The organism is Streptomyces sp. enrichment culture (assembly GCF_964272855.1).
GTDB lineage: Bacteria > Actinomycetota > Actinomycetes > Streptomycetales > Streptomycetaceae > Streptomyces.
Window position 1 is genome coordinate 1,849,371 of record NZ_OZ186847.1, and the last position, 17,487, is coordinate 1,866,857.

The following is a 17,487-nucleotide window of genomic DNA, read 5'->3' on the forward strand; positions in this document are numbered from 1 at the left end:
TGGACGGCACCCGCATCCACCCCGAGTCCTTGAACGCCGTCAGATCCGCCGAGGAGCTCCAGGCTCTGGCTGACACGACACTTTCGTCGCCAGCACCGCGCTCGGCCCACCTCCTACTGGTCAGCCGACGGGTTCAGGGTCCGAAAACACTGGTGGCTGTCGCCCTTGATGTGTCCCGCCCACCTGCTGTATGAGCCACCCCTCTCTCGGGCGAGCGCCAGGAGGCGTTCGACGCGGCCCGCCCAGGCGTCGTCCCAGCCGTAGGGGGCGAGAGCGGAGGAAACCGAAGTGGAAGCCACGGGAAAGGCCCTTCACAAGGGCGGTCCCGGCGGCGCACCACGGGGCCGGGCCAGAGTTACGACCGTTCCGCGGTGGCCGTCCCGCCACCGCCGCCGGATCCGTCAACGCGTTTTCCACCAGGGCTTTCCCGCTCAGGAGCTGCCGCAGGGGCGGCCGTTGAGGGTGAAGTCGTACGCCGGTGCGTTGCGGCCCTGCCAGGAGGCGAGGAAGCCGAAGGAGAGGGTGCCGTCGGCGGGGACCGCTCGGTTGTAGTGGGCGGCGCGGGCGGTGACGCGGGAGCCGTCCTGGGTGTGGGTCGCGTCCCACATCTGGTTCACCCGCTGGCCGTCGGGGAAGGTCCAGCCGACGCGCCAGTCGTCGAGGGCGCGGTCGGTGTGGACGGTGACGGTGGCCTGGAAGCCGTCGGGCCACTGGCCGGCGAGGGAGTAGCGGACGTGGCAGGACGGGGACGTGGTCTCGCCGGGGGGTGGGGCGGGGGCGGTGGAGGCGGCGGTGGCGGTCCCCTGCGGCTCGGGGTCCGGGTCGGGGGCGGGGCGGTGGGGCCGGTCGGCGGCGTCGGCGCCTTCAGTGCCTCGGGGGCCTTCGGAAGCGTCGGTGGCGTCGGTGGCGTCGGTGGGCCGCGTCCCGGACCGGCGGGTCGGGGTGGCGGAGCCCGAGTCGGGCGACGGGGTCGTGAGTCGCCGGGAGGGCTCGGGGCCCGGCTGGGACGGGTGCGGGTCGGCGACCGGCTGGCGGTCGGCCGAGTCGGCGGGGGCGGCGGCGTGGTCGCCGGTGCCGTCGAAGGGGACCAGGGTGACGGCGAGCGCCAGCACGGAGACGAGCACGGCGGCGACGAGCAGCCCGTTGCGCAGGACGCGTGCCTTGTGCGCCCCGGTGTCCTCCGGGTCCCGCTCGAAGTCGTCGGGGCGGCCGGGGCCGAGCCGGGCCTCGGCGGCGCGGCGGCGGCGTTCCAGATAGGCGAGGCCGCCCCAGCCGATCACCCCGCCGGCGAGGGCGGCGGGCAGTCCGCCGCCGTGCGTGCGCAGGCATGCGGCGGCCTCGGAGCAGTGGACGCAGTGGGCGAGGTGCCGGGTCAGGTCCTCGGGGCTCTCGGTGGCCGGGTTGCGGGTGACTGCGTCGAGGAGACGGGCGTAGCCGCGGCAGGGCGGGTCGAGCGGCGCGTCGCGGTGGCTGCGCAGGCAGCGGTCCCGGAACAGGGCGCGGACCTCAACGAGTTCGGCGGTCGCTCCGGCCGGGTCCAGGCCGAGCCGCCGGGCGGCGACGGGCAGCGGCAGGGCCTCCACCTCGGTCAGCCAGAGCAGCGCGGCGTCCGGTTCCTGCATGTCGCGCAGCCCGCGCAGGGCGAGCGGACGGCGCTGCGGGGGCCCGGTGTGGCGGGCGGCCTTGTCGGAGTTGAGCCACAGCCGCAGATCGGGGTCGAGGTGGTGCCCCTCCCCCGCGGCCTCCCAGTCGGCCGCCGTGTCGCGTACGGCGGTCAGCAGCAGCGGGATGCGCGGCAGCCGGGCGGGACGGCGGCCGGGGCCCCTGGGTACGGCGGACTCGGCGCCGCGGACTTCGCGCATGCCCCGGGCGAACGCCTCCCGGGCGAGCCGGCCGGCCGCCGCGGAGCCGGAGGTGCACAGGTCTGCGTAGGAGAGCACCGTGTCCCAGCACTCGGTGAACAGCGCCTCCTCGGTGGCGTCCCGGGGGGTCGGCAGGTCGGGCATGGGTCTCCTGCGTGCGCGGGCACGTGCGAGGTCAACTCACCCACGGTCGACTCACCGCGGTCAACTCGTCACAGAAGAGCGGGGAGTTGCGGGGAACCTCGAGGGCGGGCACGACCCTTTCACGGTTCGCCCACAACTGACAAGCGATGTCCCGGGGTTCACTTTCCCGCAGCGGCCGCCTCCTGCGCGGGGAGGCTGTCCATGAAGGAGCTGACGGAGAAGACGGCGTTGCCGGGGCCGGGCGGGCCGTAGCCGGGCGGGGAGGTCAGGCCGAACTCGTCCATGGTGGCCCGGTACGCCTCCAGCAGCCGGATGTGGTACTCGAGCGGCGCGCCCTGCGGGTTGGCCTTGCCGAGCGGGGTGGTGGGCTCGGGGCACCAGGTGGTGAAGCGGGGCGTGATGCCGTGGGACATGAAGAACCGCAGGCCCTCGGTGGTGGAGGCGATGGCCTCGTCGACGGTGGTGAAGCCGAAGGGCTCGGCCATCTCCACGCCGGCCACGAAGTTGGGGATGACGTTGCGGGCGCCGAAGATCTCCGCCGAGTCGAGGATGCGCTTGTGCCACTCGTCGCGGCCGACGTAGCGCTCCTTGCCGGGGCAGTACATCTTGAACAGGTACTCGTCCCACACCTCGTAGTTGGGGTGGTAGATCTGCACGCCGTAGTCCTTGAAGCGCTGCACGTCGGCCTTGGGCAGCGCCTGGGCTACGACCTTGCCGATCCAGCGGCCGGGGAAGCGCTCCTCGATGGCCTTGGCGTAGTGGCCGTAGAAGTCGGCCTCGTCGCGGCCCGCGACGGTCTTGGTGATGGCGCCGCCGGTGAGGGTGTAGGCGGTGGACGCCTTCTGGGTGTCGTACCGGTCGATGATCTCCAGGGCCTCGAGAACCTCCTCGACGTCCTTGACTCCTGTATACGGCCGACCGGCGGCCTTGTGCTGTCGCCAGTTGTGGTTGATGTCGCAGTACTGGCACTCCTCCTTGGCGCCGAAGTACTGGCAGACACGGAAGACGGTCAGGTAGATCAGGTAGCCCCACTGGATGGTGGGGGCCACCTCCATGACGGACTTCCCGTTGGAGAGGGTGTGCCGGTAGTACTCGGGCATCGGGGGCACGCCGACGTCGGCGATGCGCTTGCCGTCGAGATAGAGGCCGAGCATGCCCGAGTCGTCGGCGGCGACCCGGTACGGCGAGGCCGGGTTCACCCGGACCGAGACGACGGTGCGGCGCAGGTCGTAGGGGCCGCCGGTGAGGATGATCTCCTCGGGCGGGCGGCGCAGCGCGGCCTCGCCCAGCTCGGGCAGGGTGCCGTGGTCGAAGGAGAAGATGAAGTACGACTTCGGCTTGACCTCGCCGCCCTCGTTGTCGCTGAGCGCGGACGGGTCGAAGGCCACGCCGCCGCGCAGCAGGTCCTCCTTGAAGACCGCCTCCCGCGGCACATGCGGGAAGCGCTCCATCAGATCCTCGACGAGCGCGGTGCGGCTGCCCATCCCGTGTCTCCTCCCTGCGGCGATTCCGTGGTGCGACGTTCGACTCCTCACGGTATGCCCCATGCCTTCTGAGGTGTGCAGCCGGGTCCACCGTGAGCCTTGACGTTTCTGACAGTTTTCGTCAGAGTCGTCAATATGGACAAGCGGGAAGAGATCGTGACGGCGGCTGTCGAGGTGTTCGGCCGGTACGGCTTCCGGCAGACGTCGATGGACCTGGTGGCGCAGGCCGCCGGGGTCTCCCGCCCCGCGCTGTACCAGTACTTCCGCAACAAGCAGGACGTGTTCGCGGCGGTCGCCGAGCAGGTGACCGGCCGGCTGGTGGCGGCGGCGCACGGGGCCCGCGACGCCGAGGGGACGCTCGCGGACCGGGTGTACGGCGTGCTGGCGGTACGGCTGGACGCGACGGCGGGGCTCGCCGAGCCCCGCTACCGGCAGGAACTGATGGAGCAGGCGCAGGCCATGGGCCTCAGCCCGGTGGACGAGAAGCTGGTCCACGTCCTCGCCCAGCTGCTCGCCGACACAGCCGAGCCGCTGGAGACGGCGTCCGCCCTGCTCGCCGCCGCCGCCGGCATCGACGGCTCGGGCGGCGGACCCGACACCGTCCACCGCCGGCTGCGCCGCCTGGTCGACCTGGTGGTGGCGGGGCTCGGTACGGAGCGCTGAGGCCCCTCCGGGGAGGGGGGCGGGAGCAGGGGTCAGGGTCAGGAGCAGGAGCAGGAGGCGGGAGCAGGAGCAGGAGGCGGGACAGGACGCCGGGGGCACGAGCACGGGGAAGTAAGCGCTTCACACCCGCGGACCGCCGCGCCGTACACTGCCTCGGTCTCGATCCCCGGGGAGGACCCACCGCATGACCGCGACCACACCCGTGACCAACTGGGCGGGCAACATCACGTACGCCGCCAAGGAACTGCACCGCCCGCGCTCCCTCGACGCGCTGCGCGCGCTCGTCGCCGGGAGCGGGCGGGTGCGGGTGCTGGGCAGCGGGCACTCGTTCAACGAGATCGCCGAACCGGGCCCCGACGGGGTCCTGCTGTCGCTCGCCGAGCTGCCGCCCGCGATCGACGTGGACACCTCGGCGCGGACGGTCCGGGTCTCGGGCGGCGTCCGGTACGCCGAACTGGCCCGCGTGGTGCACCGGCACGGGCTGGCGCTGCCGAACATGGCGTCGCTGCCGCACATCTCGGTGGCCGGTTCGGTGGCGACCGGGACGCACGGTTCGGGCATCGGCAACGGGCCGCTCTCCGTCGCCGTGCGCGAGGTGGAACTGGTCACCGCCGACGGGGAGACCGTGCGGATCGGGCGGGGCGAGGAGCGGTTCGGCGGCGCGGTGACCTCGCTGGGCGCGCTCGGCGCCGTCACCGCCCTCACCCTCGAGCTGGAGCCCGCGTTCGAGGTGGAGCAGTACGTGTTCACCGAACTGCCGCTCGCGGGCCTGGACCCGGACGGGTTCGAGGCGGTGATGGGGGCGGCGTACAGCGTCAGCCTGTTCACCGACTGGGGCGCGCCCGGATTCCGGCAGGTGTGGGTGAAGCGGCGGGCCGATCAGCCGTACGCCGGGGTCGACCGGGCCGCGCCCGCGACCGAGGCGATGCACCCGGTGCCGGGGATGCCGGCGGTGAACTGCACCGAGCAGTTCGGCGTGCCGGGGCCGTGGCACGAGCGACTGCCGCACTTCCGGGCGGAGTTCACGCCGAGCAGCGGGGACGAGTTGCAGTCGGAGTATCTGCTGCCGCGGGGCTCGGCGGTCGACGCGTTGTATGCGATCGACAGGATCCGGGATACGGTCGCCCCCGTACTGCAGACCTGCGAGATCCGCACCGTCGCCGCCGACGACCAGTGGATGAGCCCCGCGTACGGACGGGACTCGGTGGCCCTGCACTTCACCTGGATCGCGGAGCAGGCGGCGGTCCTCCCGGCGGTGCTGCGGGTGGAACAGGCGCTGGACGGGTTCGGCGCGCGGCCGCACTGGGGCAAGGTCTTCGCGGTGCCGGCGGGTGTGGTGCGGGAGCGGTATCCGCGGCTGGGCGACTTCGCGGCGCTCGCCCGGGAGCTGGATCCCGAGGGGAAGTTCGCCAACGCGTTCGTACGGAACGTGCTGGAGGGCTAAACGGACGTGGTGCCGGGGCGCTGACGGACGGACATGGCGTTTGACGCCACGCCCCGCACAATTCGACCGACTTCTTACACCCCCTTTCCGAACCCCTTGTCGAAAGTCTCCCGTTCGCCATAGCCTTGCGCCGCGCCGGTGCCGCCGTGCCCGGTTGCGCACGAGCCGAAGGGAGTTCGATGAAGCGCGGCACATCTCGCGACATCCGCACCGCCAACCGCTACGAGGTGCTGCGCCAGATCATCGCCGAGTCGCCCACCTCCCGGCAGGAGCTGGCGGCCGCCACCGGGCTGAGTCTCGCCACGGTCGCCACCCTCGTCGGCGAGCTGCTCGACCTCGGGATGATCACCGAGGTCGGGTTCGAGGACTCGGCGGGCGGCCGCCCCCGGGGTCTGGTCGCCGTCAACGCGTCGGGGGGCGCGTTGATCGGCGTGGACATCGCGGAGACGTACGTCCATGTCGAGCTGTTCGACCTGGCGCTGAACGTGCTGGCCCGCGCCGAGGAGGACATGCGGCCCGGCGAGAGCCGCCCCGAGCAGGTGGTCGGCCATGTCGCCGCGGCCGTCGGCTCGGTGGTCGCGCAGGCCGGCGTCGAGGGCGCCCGGGTGCTGGGCGTCGGGGTGAGCGTGCCGGGGCAGGTGGACCGGGACACCGGCGTCGCCGAGTACGCGCCGAACTGGGACTGGCACGACGTGCCGCTGCTCGACCTGCTCACCGAGCACATCGCCTACCCGCTCCACCTGGACAATCCGCTGCGCGCCTGCGCGGTCGCCGAGCTGTGGTTCGGGGCGGCGCGCGGGCGCGGGGACGCCGTGGTGGTGAACCTCGGCACCGGCGTGGGCGCCGGTCTGGTGCTCGGCGGCGGGCTGCACCGGGGCGTCAGCAACAGCGCCGGCGAGTGGGGGCACACCACGCTCGTCCTGGACGGGCGGCTGTGCCACTGCGGCAACCACGGCTGTGTGGAGACGTACGTCGGCGCGCCCGGGATCATGCTGAACCTGCGGGAGCTGAGCCCCGGCAGCGCCCTGCTGCACCCCGAGGACCAGACCGCCACGGTGGACGCGCTGGCGCGCGGGGTCGCCGCGGGTGACCCGGTGGCCGTGAAGGTGGTGCGGGACACCGCCCGCTATCTCGGCGCCGGCATCGCCGACCTGGTCAATCTGCTCAACCCGGAGGTGGTGGTGCTCAGCAGCTGGGTCGCGGCCACGCTGGGCGAGCCGCTGCTCGCCGAGGTGCGCGAGGCCATGGCCCGCCACGCGCTGCGGCGGCCGCTGAGCGCCACCGAGATCGTCCTCTCCCCGATCCCCACCGACCCGGTGTGCCTGGGCGCGGCGACGTTCGCGCTGGAGGGCGCGCTGCAGCCGGTCGGGCCGCAGAGGAAGAAGGCACAGCCCGTACGACGTACCACCAGCCCTGCAAGGAGCCGTACCGCACCGCCTTCATGACGACGGAAGGGATGCACGTTGCGCACCAGCAGATCGATCCTCGGGACGGCCGCGGCCACGCTGGCCGTCACCGGAGCCCTGATGTCCGCACCCCCCGCGACCGCCGCCGGGCCGGCGCCCGCCGAGGTCTCCCCGCACGCCGCCCAGACCATCGACAACCTCGGCGCGTCCGGCGCCTGGTGGGTGAACGACCTGAGGAACTTCGACCCGAAGGTCCAGGCCCGGGTCGCGCGGCTGCTGTTCTCCGAGCAGGGCCTGGACCTGAGCGCCTACCGCTACAACATCGGCGGCGGCGGCACGGCGGTGACCACGCCGTCCCGGGCACCGGAGGACTTCCGTGACGACGACGGCACGTACGACTGGTCGCGGGACGAGGGCGGCCGTACGTTCCTGAAGTACGCGGCGGAGTACGGCGTCGAGGACCTGATCGCGTTCGTCAACAGCGCCCCCGCCGAGTGGAAGACCAACGGGCAGAGCTGCGGCGGCCATCTGAAGGCGGAGAACACCGAGGACTTCGCCCGCTACATCGCCGACGTCACCGACCACTTCGCCGCGCGGGGCGCCCGGTTCGACTACATCAGCCCGTTCAACGAGCCGACGAACAGCTTCGACTCGTGCGGCCAGGAGGGCATGCTCGTCCCGGTCGACCAGCGCGACGACATCGTGCGGGCGCTCGGCGCCGAGCAGCGCGCCCGGCACCAGAGGACCGGGATCATCGCGGACGAGTCCAGCAGCACCGTGCAGTTCAACACCGAACTGCCCCAGTGGATCGCCCAGCCGGGCACGGCGCGGTACGTGTCCAGGCTCGCCCACCACACGTACAACAACCCGGGCGACGACCAGCGGGCGCGGATCCACGAGACCTCGAAGGCGGTCGGCAAGCCGTCCTGGTCGACGGAGATCTGCTGCTTCGGCCAGGGCGGCACGGGCTGGGCGAAGGAGTACGACCCGACGATCGACGGTGGCCTGAACCTGTCCCGGATCATCCACAAGGACTTCGCCACCGCCCACGACTCGGCGTTCCACTGGTGGGTCGCGCTGTCCGAGATGATCGGCTCCGACCCGTACGCGAGGAACGACGACGGCTGGAACGACGGCCTGATCTACTACGACCCGGACTACGCGACGAACGGCAACCAGACGCTGTACTTCACCAAGCGCTACTACGCGCTCGGCCAGTACAGCAAGTTCGTCCGGCCGGGCGCCGTCGCGCACAACGTGACCGGCGCGCCGAGCGGCGTGGAGGTGAGCGCGTACGACAGCAAGGGCAGGTGGGTGGTCGTGGTGAACAACCACAACACCACCGCGACCCCGCTGGACCTGCACTTCAACAGTGACACGCCGGTGCGGGCGGTGAAGGCGGTGCGTACGTCGGCGAGCGAGGACTGGGCGTCGGTGGCGAAGCCGTCGGTGGGCGCGGACGGCGCCGTCTCGGCGACACTCGCCGCGCGCTCCGTCACGACGTACGTCTTCGACCGGAAGGGCCGCGGCAGTACGGCGGTGACGGGGCCCTGGCAGGGCAGGCAGTCCGGCAAGTGCCTGACGGCGGACGCCTCGGGGGCCGCGATCGGCAGCTGCGCCGACGGGTCCGGGCAGCAGTGGTCGTACGACGCGAGGGGCGCCCTGAAGAACGCCGACGGGTATCTGACGGCGGGGAGTTCGGGGCTCGCGACCAGTGCCGGGTTCACCGGGGAGGCGACCCAGCGCTGGCTGCTGAACGGCAACGGGCAGATCGTGAGCGAGGCCTCCGGCAAGTGCCTGGACGTCAGCGGGCAGGCGACCGCGGACGGCAGCCGGGTGATCCTCTACAGCTGCACGGGCGGGGCCAACCAGGCCTGGTTCCGGCAGTAGTCCGACCGCTTTCCGACGGCCGGCGGGCCACCTCGCCCGTTTGAGCCATCTGAGCCGCAACCCCGCACTCGAGACAAGGACGTCAGCATGTCGGCATTCAGCAACAACACCTGGGACCGCCGGTCCGTACTGCGGGCCGCCATGGGACTGGCCGCCGCCGGCGGGCTGGCCGCGTGCGGAGGCAACAACGGCCGTGGCGGCGGGGCGGGTTCGGGGACCAGCCTGGTGCAGTACTTCCACGCCTACGGCGAGGCCGGCACCGAGCAGGCGGTCAAGCGGTATGCGAAGGCCTACAAGGACGCCGCCGTCAGCACGCAGTGGATCACCGGGTCGAACTTCGAGAGCAAGCTGTTCTCCGCGCTGCTCACCGAGAACGCGCCGGACGTCTTCGAGTTCCACCCGCAGATCCAGCTCGTCCGCAGCGGCCAGGTGGCGGATCTGACCGACATCGTCAGCCCGGTGAAGGACGACTTCAACCAGGCGGACATCGCCTCGCACACCATCGACGGGAAGATATGGGGCGTCCGCATGATCGACGACCCGCAGTTCTTCTACTACCGCAAGTCGATGCTGGCGGACGCGGGCGTGGAGCCGCCCACCACGCTGGACGAACTGGTCGAGGCCGCGGCCAAGCTGACCACCGACAACGTCAAGGGGCTCTTCCTCGGCAACACCATCGTCCCGGTGATGAACCCGCTGATCTGGTCGGCCGGCGCCGACACGCTCGACGAGAACAACCGGATCGCCTACCACACGGACGCGGTGGCCGCCGGGCTCGGCAAGCTGCGCGGCATGTTCGCCGACGGGCATCTGCTGCTGGACGCGCCCGCCGACTGGTGGGACCCGTCGGCGCTGACCCAGGGCCTGGTCGCGATGCAGTGGTGCGGCATGTGGGCGATGCCGGTGATCGAGAAGGCGCTCGGCGACGACGTCGGCATCATCCCGTTCCCGTCCTCGGCGGACGGGGCGAAGCCGGCCGTGGTCAACGGCGGCTGGTCGATGTTCGTCAACGCCAAGTCGAAGCACGTCGACGAGGCGAAGGAGTACGTGAAGTGGCTGTGGATCGACCAGAAGGAGTACCAGGAGGACTGGGCGCTGTCCTACGGCTTCCACATCCCGCCGCGCACCTCGCTCGCCGAGTCCGCCGACAAGCTGAAGTCGGGTCTGGCCGCGGAGGGCGTGAAGCTCTTCAACGAGTTCGGGCACTTCGACAACCCGGCCTGGACACAGGCCATGATCGTCGCCTTGGAGGGCGTCATCGCCGACTCCGTCCGCAAGGGCGGCAGCCCCGAGGCCGCGCTCGACAAGGCCGACAAGACCGTGGGCCGTGAGCTGAAGAAGCTCTTCGGATAGGCCGGCGGACGGACCACGACCATGTGGACCACCACACCCTCGCGGGCCGCCGAGAGCCCCGCCTCCGGCAAGGCCCCCGCGCTCGGGCGGCAACGGGGGGTCCGCGGCCGGACCCTCGCGTTCTGGCTGTTCACCGGGCCGTTCCTGACCGGGCTGGCGATCTTCGTCTACATCCCGATCGGCTGGAGCGCCTACCTCTCCTTCTTCGAGGCCCGCTACACCGTCACGCCCAGCACGTTCGTCGGGTTCGACAACTACCGGTACATGCTGACGAACGACAAGTTCGTCGACTCCCTCGTCACCTTCACCGTCTTCGCCGCGATCGTCGTCCCGATCACGTGGGCGCTGTCGCTCGGGCTGGCGCTGCTGGTGCACCGGATCCGCTTCATGAAGGCGTTCTTCCGGTCGGTGTTCTTCCTGCCGACCGCGGTCAGTTTCGTCGCCGCCTCGCTGATCTGGAAGATGTCCGTCTTCAGCGGCGTCCGCTTCGGGCTGATGAACACCGTTCTCGGCTGGTTCGGCACGGACGACATCGCCTGGCTGGCCAACCCTGACCCGCCCTGGTACTGGCTGGTCATCCTGACCGTACGGCTGTGGCTCCAGGCCGGCTTCTACATGATCCTGTTCCTCGCGGCCCTGCAGAACATCCCGCAGGAGCTGTACGAGGCGGCCGCGATCGACGGCGCCAGGCCGGGCTGGCAGACCTTCCGCCATGTCACCCTGCCGCAGCTGCGGGCCACCTCCACGGCCGTGATCCTGTTGCTGCTCGTCGCCGCCTACCAGGCGTTCGACGAGTTCTTCAACCTGCTGAACAAGACCACCTGGGGCCGTCCGCCGCTGGTCGAGCTGTACTACACCGCCCTGGGCGAGAACCAGGACTACGGCTCCGGCAGCGCGGGCGCGATGATCCTGACCCTGCTGATCTGCGTCGTCACCCTGCTCCAGGGCCGGATCATGGGCTTCGGGCGAGGAGAGGAGTCGAAGTGACCCAGCGCACCCGCGGGGCGGGCTCCGTCGGCCTGTACCTGGCGACCGGTGTCGCCGCCTTCCTCTTCCTGGTCCCCTTCTATCTGATCGTGCGCAACGCGCTGTCCACGGACGCCGAGATCACCGGCGAGAACTGGAAGTTCTTCCCCACCGAGATCCAGTGGGGGAACATCGGCGAGCTGTTCGACGATCCGACGGTGCCGTTCGCGCAGTCGCTGTGGAACTCGACCGTCGTCGGTGTACTGCATACAGTCGGCACGCTGCTGGTGTGCTCGCTCGCCGGATACGGCCTCGCCCGTATCCCCTACCGCCACGCCGACAAGATCTTCTATGCCGTCCTCATCACCCTGATGGTGCCGACCGCCGTCACCTTCGTGCCCAGCTTCGTGCTGGTGTCGTCCCTCGGCTGGGTGTCCAGCCTGCGCGGCCTGGTCGTCCCCGGCCTGTTCAGCGGCTTCACCTGCTTCCTGTTCCGCCAGTACTTCCTGGGCTTCCCGAAGGAACTGGAGGAGGCGGCGCGGGTGGACGGGCTCGGCTACTGGGGCGCGTACTGGCGGATCGTCGTACCGAACTCCCTGAACTTCTTCGCGGCCATCGCGACCATCACCTTCATCAGCGGCTGGAACGCCTTCCTGTGGCCCCTGGTCATCGGCCAGGACCAGGAGGCCTGGACGGTGCAGGTCGCGCTCTCCTCGTACATGACCAACCAGACCGTCAACTTCCATCTGATCTTCATGGCCACGGCCATTTCCATCCTGCCCCTGGTGTTCGTGTTCCTGTTCCTCCAGCGCTGGCTGGTCCAGGGCGTCGCACAGACCGGCATCAAGGGCTGAGCTAGGAGACCGATGTCTGTCCGCACCACCCCCGCCGCCGACCACGTCGAGGACGTCTCCCCGGGCCGCGGAACCCTTCCGCCCCGCTCCTGGTACGCGTCCTCCGACGCCGCATCCCTCTCCCTGAACGGCCGTTGGCGCTTCTGGCTGTCCGCGACGGCGGACGCCGAGGACGACTCGTTCGCCGAGCCCGGGTACGACGCCAAGGGCTGGGCGGAGGTCACGGTGCCTGGCCACTGGGTCCTCCAAGGCCACGGCGCGCCCGTCTACACGAACCACCTGTACCCGTTCCCGGTCGACCCGCCGCACGTCCCGACCGAGAACCCCACCGGCGACCATCTGCACGTCTTCGACCTGCCCGCCGACTGGCCGGCGGACGGGGAAGCGGTGCTGCGCTTCGACGGGGTGGAGTCCTGCGCCCGGGTCTGGCTGAACGGCACGGAGCTGGGCGAGTTCAAGGGATCGCGGTTGCCGCACGAGTTCACGGTCGGCGGTCTGCTGAAGACCGTAGGCAATGTACTGGCGGTCCGTGTCCACCAGTGGTCGGCCGGCTCCTATCTGGAGGACCAGGACCAGTGGTGGCTGCCGGGCATCTTCCGTGACGTCACCGTGCTGCACCGCCCGCGGGGCGCCGCGGGCGACTTCTTCGTGCACGCCTCCTACGACCATGTGACCGACGCGGGCACCCTGTGCGTCGACTCGGAGGTCGCCGGCCGGGTCACCGTGCCGGAGCTGGGCGTCGACATCGCGACCGGCGAGCCGGTGACGGTCCCCGTGGAACCGTGGACGGCGGAGACACCCCGGCTCTACGACGGGGTGCTGGCCACGCCGGGCGAGCGGGTGCCGCTGCGGATCGGCTTCCGGACCGTCGCCCTGGAGGACGGCCTGATCAAGGTCAACGGCACGCCGGTGCTGTTCAAGGGCGTCAACCGGCACGAGTGGCACCCCGAGCGGGGCCGCGCCCTGGACCTGGCGACCATGCGCGAGGACGTGCTGCTGATGAAGCGGCACAACGTCAACGCCGTGCGCACCTCGCACTACCCGCCGCACCCGGCCTTCCTCGACCTCTGCGACGAGTACGGACTGTGGGTGATCGACGAGTGCGACCTGGAGACGCACGGTTTCGTCGAGCAGTCCTGGCGGGACAACCCCGTCGACGACGACCGCTGGACCCCGGCCCTGCTGGACCGCGCCGCCCGCATGGTGGAACGGGACAAGAACCACCCGTCGGTGGTCATCTGGTCCCTCGGCAACGAGGCCGGCACCGGGCGCGGCCTCACCGCGATGGCGGAGTGGATCCGCGGCCGGGACGGTTCACGGCTGCTGCACTACGAGGGTGACATCGACTGCCGGGACACCGACGTGTACTCCCGGATGTACGCCTTCCACGACGAGGTCGAGCGGATCGGCCGCGGCCTGGACGGCGGCACGCTCAAGCGGCGCGAACTGCCCTTCGTCCTGTGCGAGTACGCGCACGCCATGGGCAACGGACCGGGCGGACTCGCCGACTACCAGCGGCTGTTCGAGTCGTACGACCGGCTCCAGGGAGGCTTCGTCTGGGAGTGGATCGACCACGGCATCGCCCACCCGGAGCTGGGCTTCGCCTACGGCGGCGACTTCGGTGAGGAGCTGCACGACGGCAACTTCGTCTGCGACGGGCTCGTCTTCCCCGACCGGCGGCCGTCGCCCGGCCTGGTCGAGTTCAAGAAGGTGATCGAGCCGGTCCGGATCGAGGGCGACGGCGCGGGCGGCACCGTCCGCGTCACCAACCGGCACGACTTCGCGGACCTGTCCGCGCTCGCGTTCGCGTGGTCGTACCAGGTGGACGGCGAGACGGTCGACGCTGGCCCGCTGCCGGTGCCGGTGCTCGCGCCGGGCGAGTCGGCGGAGGTCAAGCTGCCGGAGCCGGGCCCCGCGCCGGCCGGTGCCGAGACCGGGTGGACGGTGCGGGCGCTGCTGGCGGAGGCCACCGCGTGGGGGCCGGAGGGCCATGTGGTGGCGTGGGGCCAGGTCCCCGTCACGGGCCGGGTGGCGTCGTCGGTGGCGGCGAGCGAGCGGCCGGCGGTGAGCGGGGGGCTGGTGCGTCTCGGCCCGGCCTCCTTCGACGCGCGCACCGGCGCCCTGCGGACCGTCGGCGGCGTGGACGTGACGGGTCTGCGCCTGGACGTGTGGCGGGCGCCGACCGACAACGACAACGGGGCGCCCTGGCAGCCGGACGCCCGCTACGGGCTGCTGTGGCGCGAGCTGGGCCTGCACCGGATGCGGCATCGCCTCGACGCGGTCGACCTGACGGACGAGGCGCTGACCGTGCGGACCCGGGTGGCGCCGGCCGCCGTCGACCTCGGGCTGCGGACTGTATACCGCTGGACGTCGGACGGCTGCCGGCTGAAGCTCACCGTCTCGGTGACACCCGAGGGCGACTGGGCGGTGCCGTTGCCGCGGCTCGGCATCCGGTTCGGGCTCGCGGGCGCGGACGAGGTGTCGTGGTTCGGCGGCGGGCCCGGTGAGGCGTATCCGGACACCAGGATGGCGTCGACAATCGGCCGTTGGCGGTCGACTGTAGACGATCTGCAGACGCCTTACGTCCGTCCGCAGGAGAACGGCGCCCGCGCCGACGTCCGCTGGGCGGAACTGGGCGGCCTGCGCGTCGAGGGCGACCCGGCGTTCTGGTTCAGCGCCCGCCGGTGGACCAGCGAACAGTTGGACGCCGCCGGGCACCTGACCGATCTCGTCCCCGGTGACACGGTGTGGGTGAACCTCGACCACGGTCAGATGGGCATCGGCTCACAGTCCTGCGGCCCGGGCGCACTCCCCCAGTACCACCTGCGGGCCGAGCCCGCGACGTTCTCCTTCGTCTTCGAGGCGAACGGCTGAGCCGACGCCGACCGGCCGGCACCCCTCGGGGATGTGCCGGCCGGTCGCAGCGCCGCGTCGCCCCGCCGGTCTGCTCGGTCCGCTCGGTCCGCTCGGTCCGCTCGGTCCGCTCGGTCCGGCGGGAACGGTTCAGTGGTCGACGCAGCACGGTGTGGGTTCGGGGACCTCGAACGGGGTGAGCCGGCCGCCCACCGCGGGCATGGCGGTCAGGACCAGTCGGCCCTGCTGCCACTGGGGCCGTACGTGGTCGCGGGTGACCAGCGGGGTCGCCGGGTCCGGTGGCCCGGCCGCGCCCAGCACCGTCACGGCGTCGATCGCGGAGCGGGACAGCAGTTCGCCGACCGTCAGCGTGCCGGTGAGGTGGGCGGCGCCCGGGTAGAGGACCGCGCGGCCCACCTCGTCGGGGGCGCCGCCCTTCACCTCGTACCCCTCGGCGATCAGCCGCTCACGGCAGCCTTCCGCGGACGTGGTGAGGGAGAGGGCGACGCGCGGCCGGTCGCCCCGCAGCAGGTGCGTGCAGCCGAACGTGCCCTCGGGGAGGGCGAGTTCGGCCGCCAGCTCCAGCAGCAGGTGATCGGCCGCGCGCAGGTCCTTCAGGCCCGCGTCCACGGTGAGGACGTACGGCGTGGTCACGACGGCAGGACCCACACCGGGTTGGAGTAGAACCACAGGTCGAGCCAGGGGTCGGCGTCGCCGACGACGTCGAGGGCGGGGCCCGCCGGGTCGACGGCGGCGCCCATCGCGCCGACGGCGGTGCGGTTGCCGTCGGTGCCGCGCAGCCGGACGTAGACCGGACGGTCGACGCGGCCGAGGTCGTAGGTGAGGCGGACCGTGCCGGTCGACTTGTTCACCTCGTACGACTTGACGACCTTGGCGGTGGGGGCGGTGAAGGTGTCCTTGTCCTTCACCTCGCCGGTGACGTCGCCCTGGATGACGTCGACGCGGGCGAGACTCGGCACGAATCCGGCCCAGTTGGGGCCGCCGGCGAGGGCCACGTCCACGGTGAGGGTGACCCGGGTGCCCTTCTTGACGTGCAGGGCACCGCCGAGGGTGGCCCAGCGGCCGCCGCCGGCGACCCGGGCGTCGAGGGCGCTGATCAGCTGGCCGTGGTCGACCCAGACGCGGCCGGCGCGGATGCCGTCCATGACGGCGGCGTAGGAGAAGCCGTCGGCGCCGACGTGGGTGCGGCTGTACTGGCCGGGCCAGTAGTCGCCCTGGGTGACGTCGATCTTGCCGCCGTAGACGGGGTCCTCGTAGCGGCCGTTGGCGTTGAAGTCGCCGCCGGGGCCGCGGACGGCGGTGTCACCGTAGACCTGGTGGGAGTCGGAGTTGGCGGTGATCCACCAGGGCTTGCCCTCGGCGAGGAGGCTGTCCCACAGGCCGCCGACGGTGGCGGTCATCCAGTCGAAGCCGCCCCAGGTGCGGTAGGACTCCGGCGGGTAGCCGGCGAAGGAGTTGGCGCCGGGGTTGTTGTCGTAGATGCCGCGGGCGCGGGCCATGCCGAGCGGGGCGGGCAGGCCGGCGGCCTGGTGGCCGGGGGCGCCCTCGAAGCCGACGGCGATCTGGTGCTCGGCGGAGGTGGCGTCGCGCCAGGCGCGGATCTCGTGCGGGGAGTCGACGCCGCGCCGCGCGGGGTGGTTGGCGAGCATCAGGGCGTCCTTGACCTTGCGGCGGCGGACCTGCTCGCCGAGGAAGGCCAGACCGGCGACGGCGAGGGCCTCGTTGGCGGGCGTGGAGTCGGTCGCGCCCTTGACGCTGCCGTCGTAGTCGGTCTCGAACTGCTTGAGGACGGCGACCTCGTTCTTGCCGGGGTGGACGAAGACGGTGCCGTGCTCGGCGGCCGGGATGTTCCACTCCAGGCCCTGGAAGACGAGGGTGTCCTCGAACGCGGCCCGGGCCTCCTTGATGTCCGGGTTGACCTTCTCGACGCCGATCTTGGCGTGGGTGGCGCTGCCGTGGTCGGTGATGACCAGCCAGTCCATGCCGTGCCGGGCGCCCTGGCGGACCTGGTCGACGACGCGGTACTTGCCGTCGCTGCTGTACTGGGTGTGGATGTGGTGGTCGCCAGCGAGCCACAGGAAGCCGTCCCGCTTGCGTCCGCCGGGGGCGGCGTACGCGGGTGCCTGAGGGGTGAGGACGCTCGCGGCGGTGAGGCCCGCGCCGAGCAGTCCGGCGCGGCGCAGCAGCGAGCGGCGGGAGTGCTGTTCGGGGGTCAGGGCCTCGTCGGGCACGGAGGTGTCGAAGGCGGCGGGCAGGGCCGCGTGGTCGTGCGTGTGGTCGTGCTCGTGGTGATGGTGGTGATGCCCGTGGCCGTGGTGGTGGGCGTGCCCCATGTGTGCCTCCTCGATGCCGCTGCGTGTGCGCGGCCGCCTTCTGCGGCGCTGCCGTGCCGCGTGAGGAGGATCAAGGCAGAAGATGAATGTTGAACGACTCGGGGGTGAGCAACAGCGGTCCCGGACACGGCCGCTCGCCTCGCCGTTCACAGCTTTCCCGACTGCTGGGGGTGCCGTAGGCGCCGGTCGCCTGAAACCGGTACCTAAGTCCACT

The 17,487-nt window shown here is 71.5% G+C and carries 12 protein-coding genes; 8 read left to right on the top strand and 4 right to left on the bottom strand.

Features of this window, described 5'->3' with window-relative positions; all coding sequences use genetic code 11:
• Nucleotides 1-431: 431 nt before the first annotated feature.
• Nucleotides 432-2,006 (bottom strand): cellulose binding domain-containing protein, encoded by a 1,575-nt coding sequence (locus tag ACSU6L_RS07990; protein WP_437054953.1) that lies wholly within the window; start codon nucleotides 2,004-2,006, stop codon nucleotides 432-434.
• A 158-nt stretch (nucleotides 2,007-2,164) separates the two neighbouring features.
• On the bottom strand, nucleotides 2,165-3,490 hold the full coding sequence (locus tag ACSU6L_RS07995) for a radical SAM protein (protein WP_437054955.1): 1,326 nt from the start codon (nucleotides 3,488-3,490) through the stop codon (nucleotides 2,165-2,167).
• 135 nt (nucleotides 3,491-3,625) lie between these two features.
• On the opposite strand from ACSU6L_RS07995, the gene ACSU6L_RS08000 reads away from it, so the two are divergent.
• From ACSU6L_RS08000 to ACSU6L_RS08035, 8 genes are all read left to right on the top strand, one after another.
• Entirely contained in the window at nucleotides 3,626-4,153 is a 528-nt protein-coding gene (locus tag ACSU6L_RS08000; RefSeq protein ID WP_437054957.1) for a TetR/AcrR family transcriptional regulator, read from the top strand.
• 184 nt (nucleotides 4,154-4,337) lie between these two features.
• Nucleotides 4,338-5,597: an FAD-binding protein gene (locus ACSU6L_RS08005; protein WP_437054959.1), complete on the top strand. Its 1,260-nt coding sequence runs from the start codon at nucleotides 4,338-4,340 to the stop codon at nucleotides 5,595-5,597.
• A gap of 179 nt (nucleotides 5,598-5,776) precedes the next feature.
• A complete protein-coding gene (locus ACSU6L_RS08010) occupies nucleotides 5,777-7,042 on the top strand; it encodes an ROK family transcriptional regulator (RefSeq protein ID WP_437054961.1) in 1,266 nt (421 codons plus the stop codon).
• 18 nt (nucleotides 7,043-7,060) lie between these two features.
• Nucleotides 7,061-8,893, top strand: a complete 1,833-nt coding sequence (locus ACSU6L_RS08015) for a glycoside hydrolase (protein ID WP_437054963.1) — start codon at nucleotides 7,061-7,063, stop codon at nucleotides 8,891-8,893.
• Nucleotides 8,894-8,980: 87 nt separating this feature from the next.
• A complete protein-coding gene (locus ACSU6L_RS08020; RefSeq protein ID WP_437054965.1) occupies nucleotides 8,981-10,246 on the top strand; it encodes an ABC transporter substrate-binding protein in 1,266 nt (421 codons plus the stop codon).
• Between the two features lie 21 nt (nucleotides 10,247-10,267).
• Nucleotides 10,268-11,233 carry a carbohydrate ABC transporter permease gene (locus ACSU6L_RS08025; RefSeq protein ID WP_437054967.1) on the top strand — a complete coding sequence of 322 codons (966 nt, stop codon included), beginning with the start codon at nucleotides 10,268-10,270 and terminating at the stop codon, nucleotides 11,231-11,233.
• Nucleotides 11,230-12,066, top strand: coding sequence for a carbohydrate ABC transporter permease (locus tag ACSU6L_RS08030; RefSeq protein WP_437054969.1), 837 nt, complete (start codon nucleotides 11,230-11,232; stop codon nucleotides 12,064-12,066). The genes ACSU6L_RS08025 and ACSU6L_RS08030 overlap by 4 nt, the downstream gene beginning before the upstream one ends.
• Before the next feature lie 12 nt (nucleotides 12,067-12,078).
• Nucleotides 12,079-14,940 carry a glycoside hydrolase family 2 TIM barrel-domain containing protein gene (locus ACSU6L_RS08035; protein WP_437054971.1) on the top strand — a complete coding sequence of 954 codons (2,862 nt, stop codon included), beginning with the start codon at nucleotides 12,079-12,081 and terminating at the stop codon, nucleotides 14,938-14,940.
• A gap of 129 nt (nucleotides 14,941-15,069) precedes the next feature.
• Here ACSU6L_RS08035 and ACSU6L_RS08040 read toward each other — a convergent pair whose 3' ends face one another.
• Nucleotides 15,070-15,573, bottom strand: a complete 504-nt coding sequence (locus ACSU6L_RS08040) for a hypothetical protein (protein WP_437054973.1) — start codon at nucleotides 15,571-15,573, stop codon at nucleotides 15,070-15,072.
• Nucleotides 15,570-17,273 carry a PHP domain-containing protein gene (locus ACSU6L_RS08045; protein ID WP_437054975.1) on the bottom strand — a complete coding sequence of 568 codons (1,704 nt, stop codon included), beginning with the start codon at nucleotides 17,271-17,273 and terminating at the stop codon, nucleotides 15,570-15,572. Before ACSU6L_RS08045 ends, ACSU6L_RS08040 begins: the two co-directional genes overlap by 4 nt.
• Nucleotides 17,274-17,487: the final 214 nt, after the last annotated feature.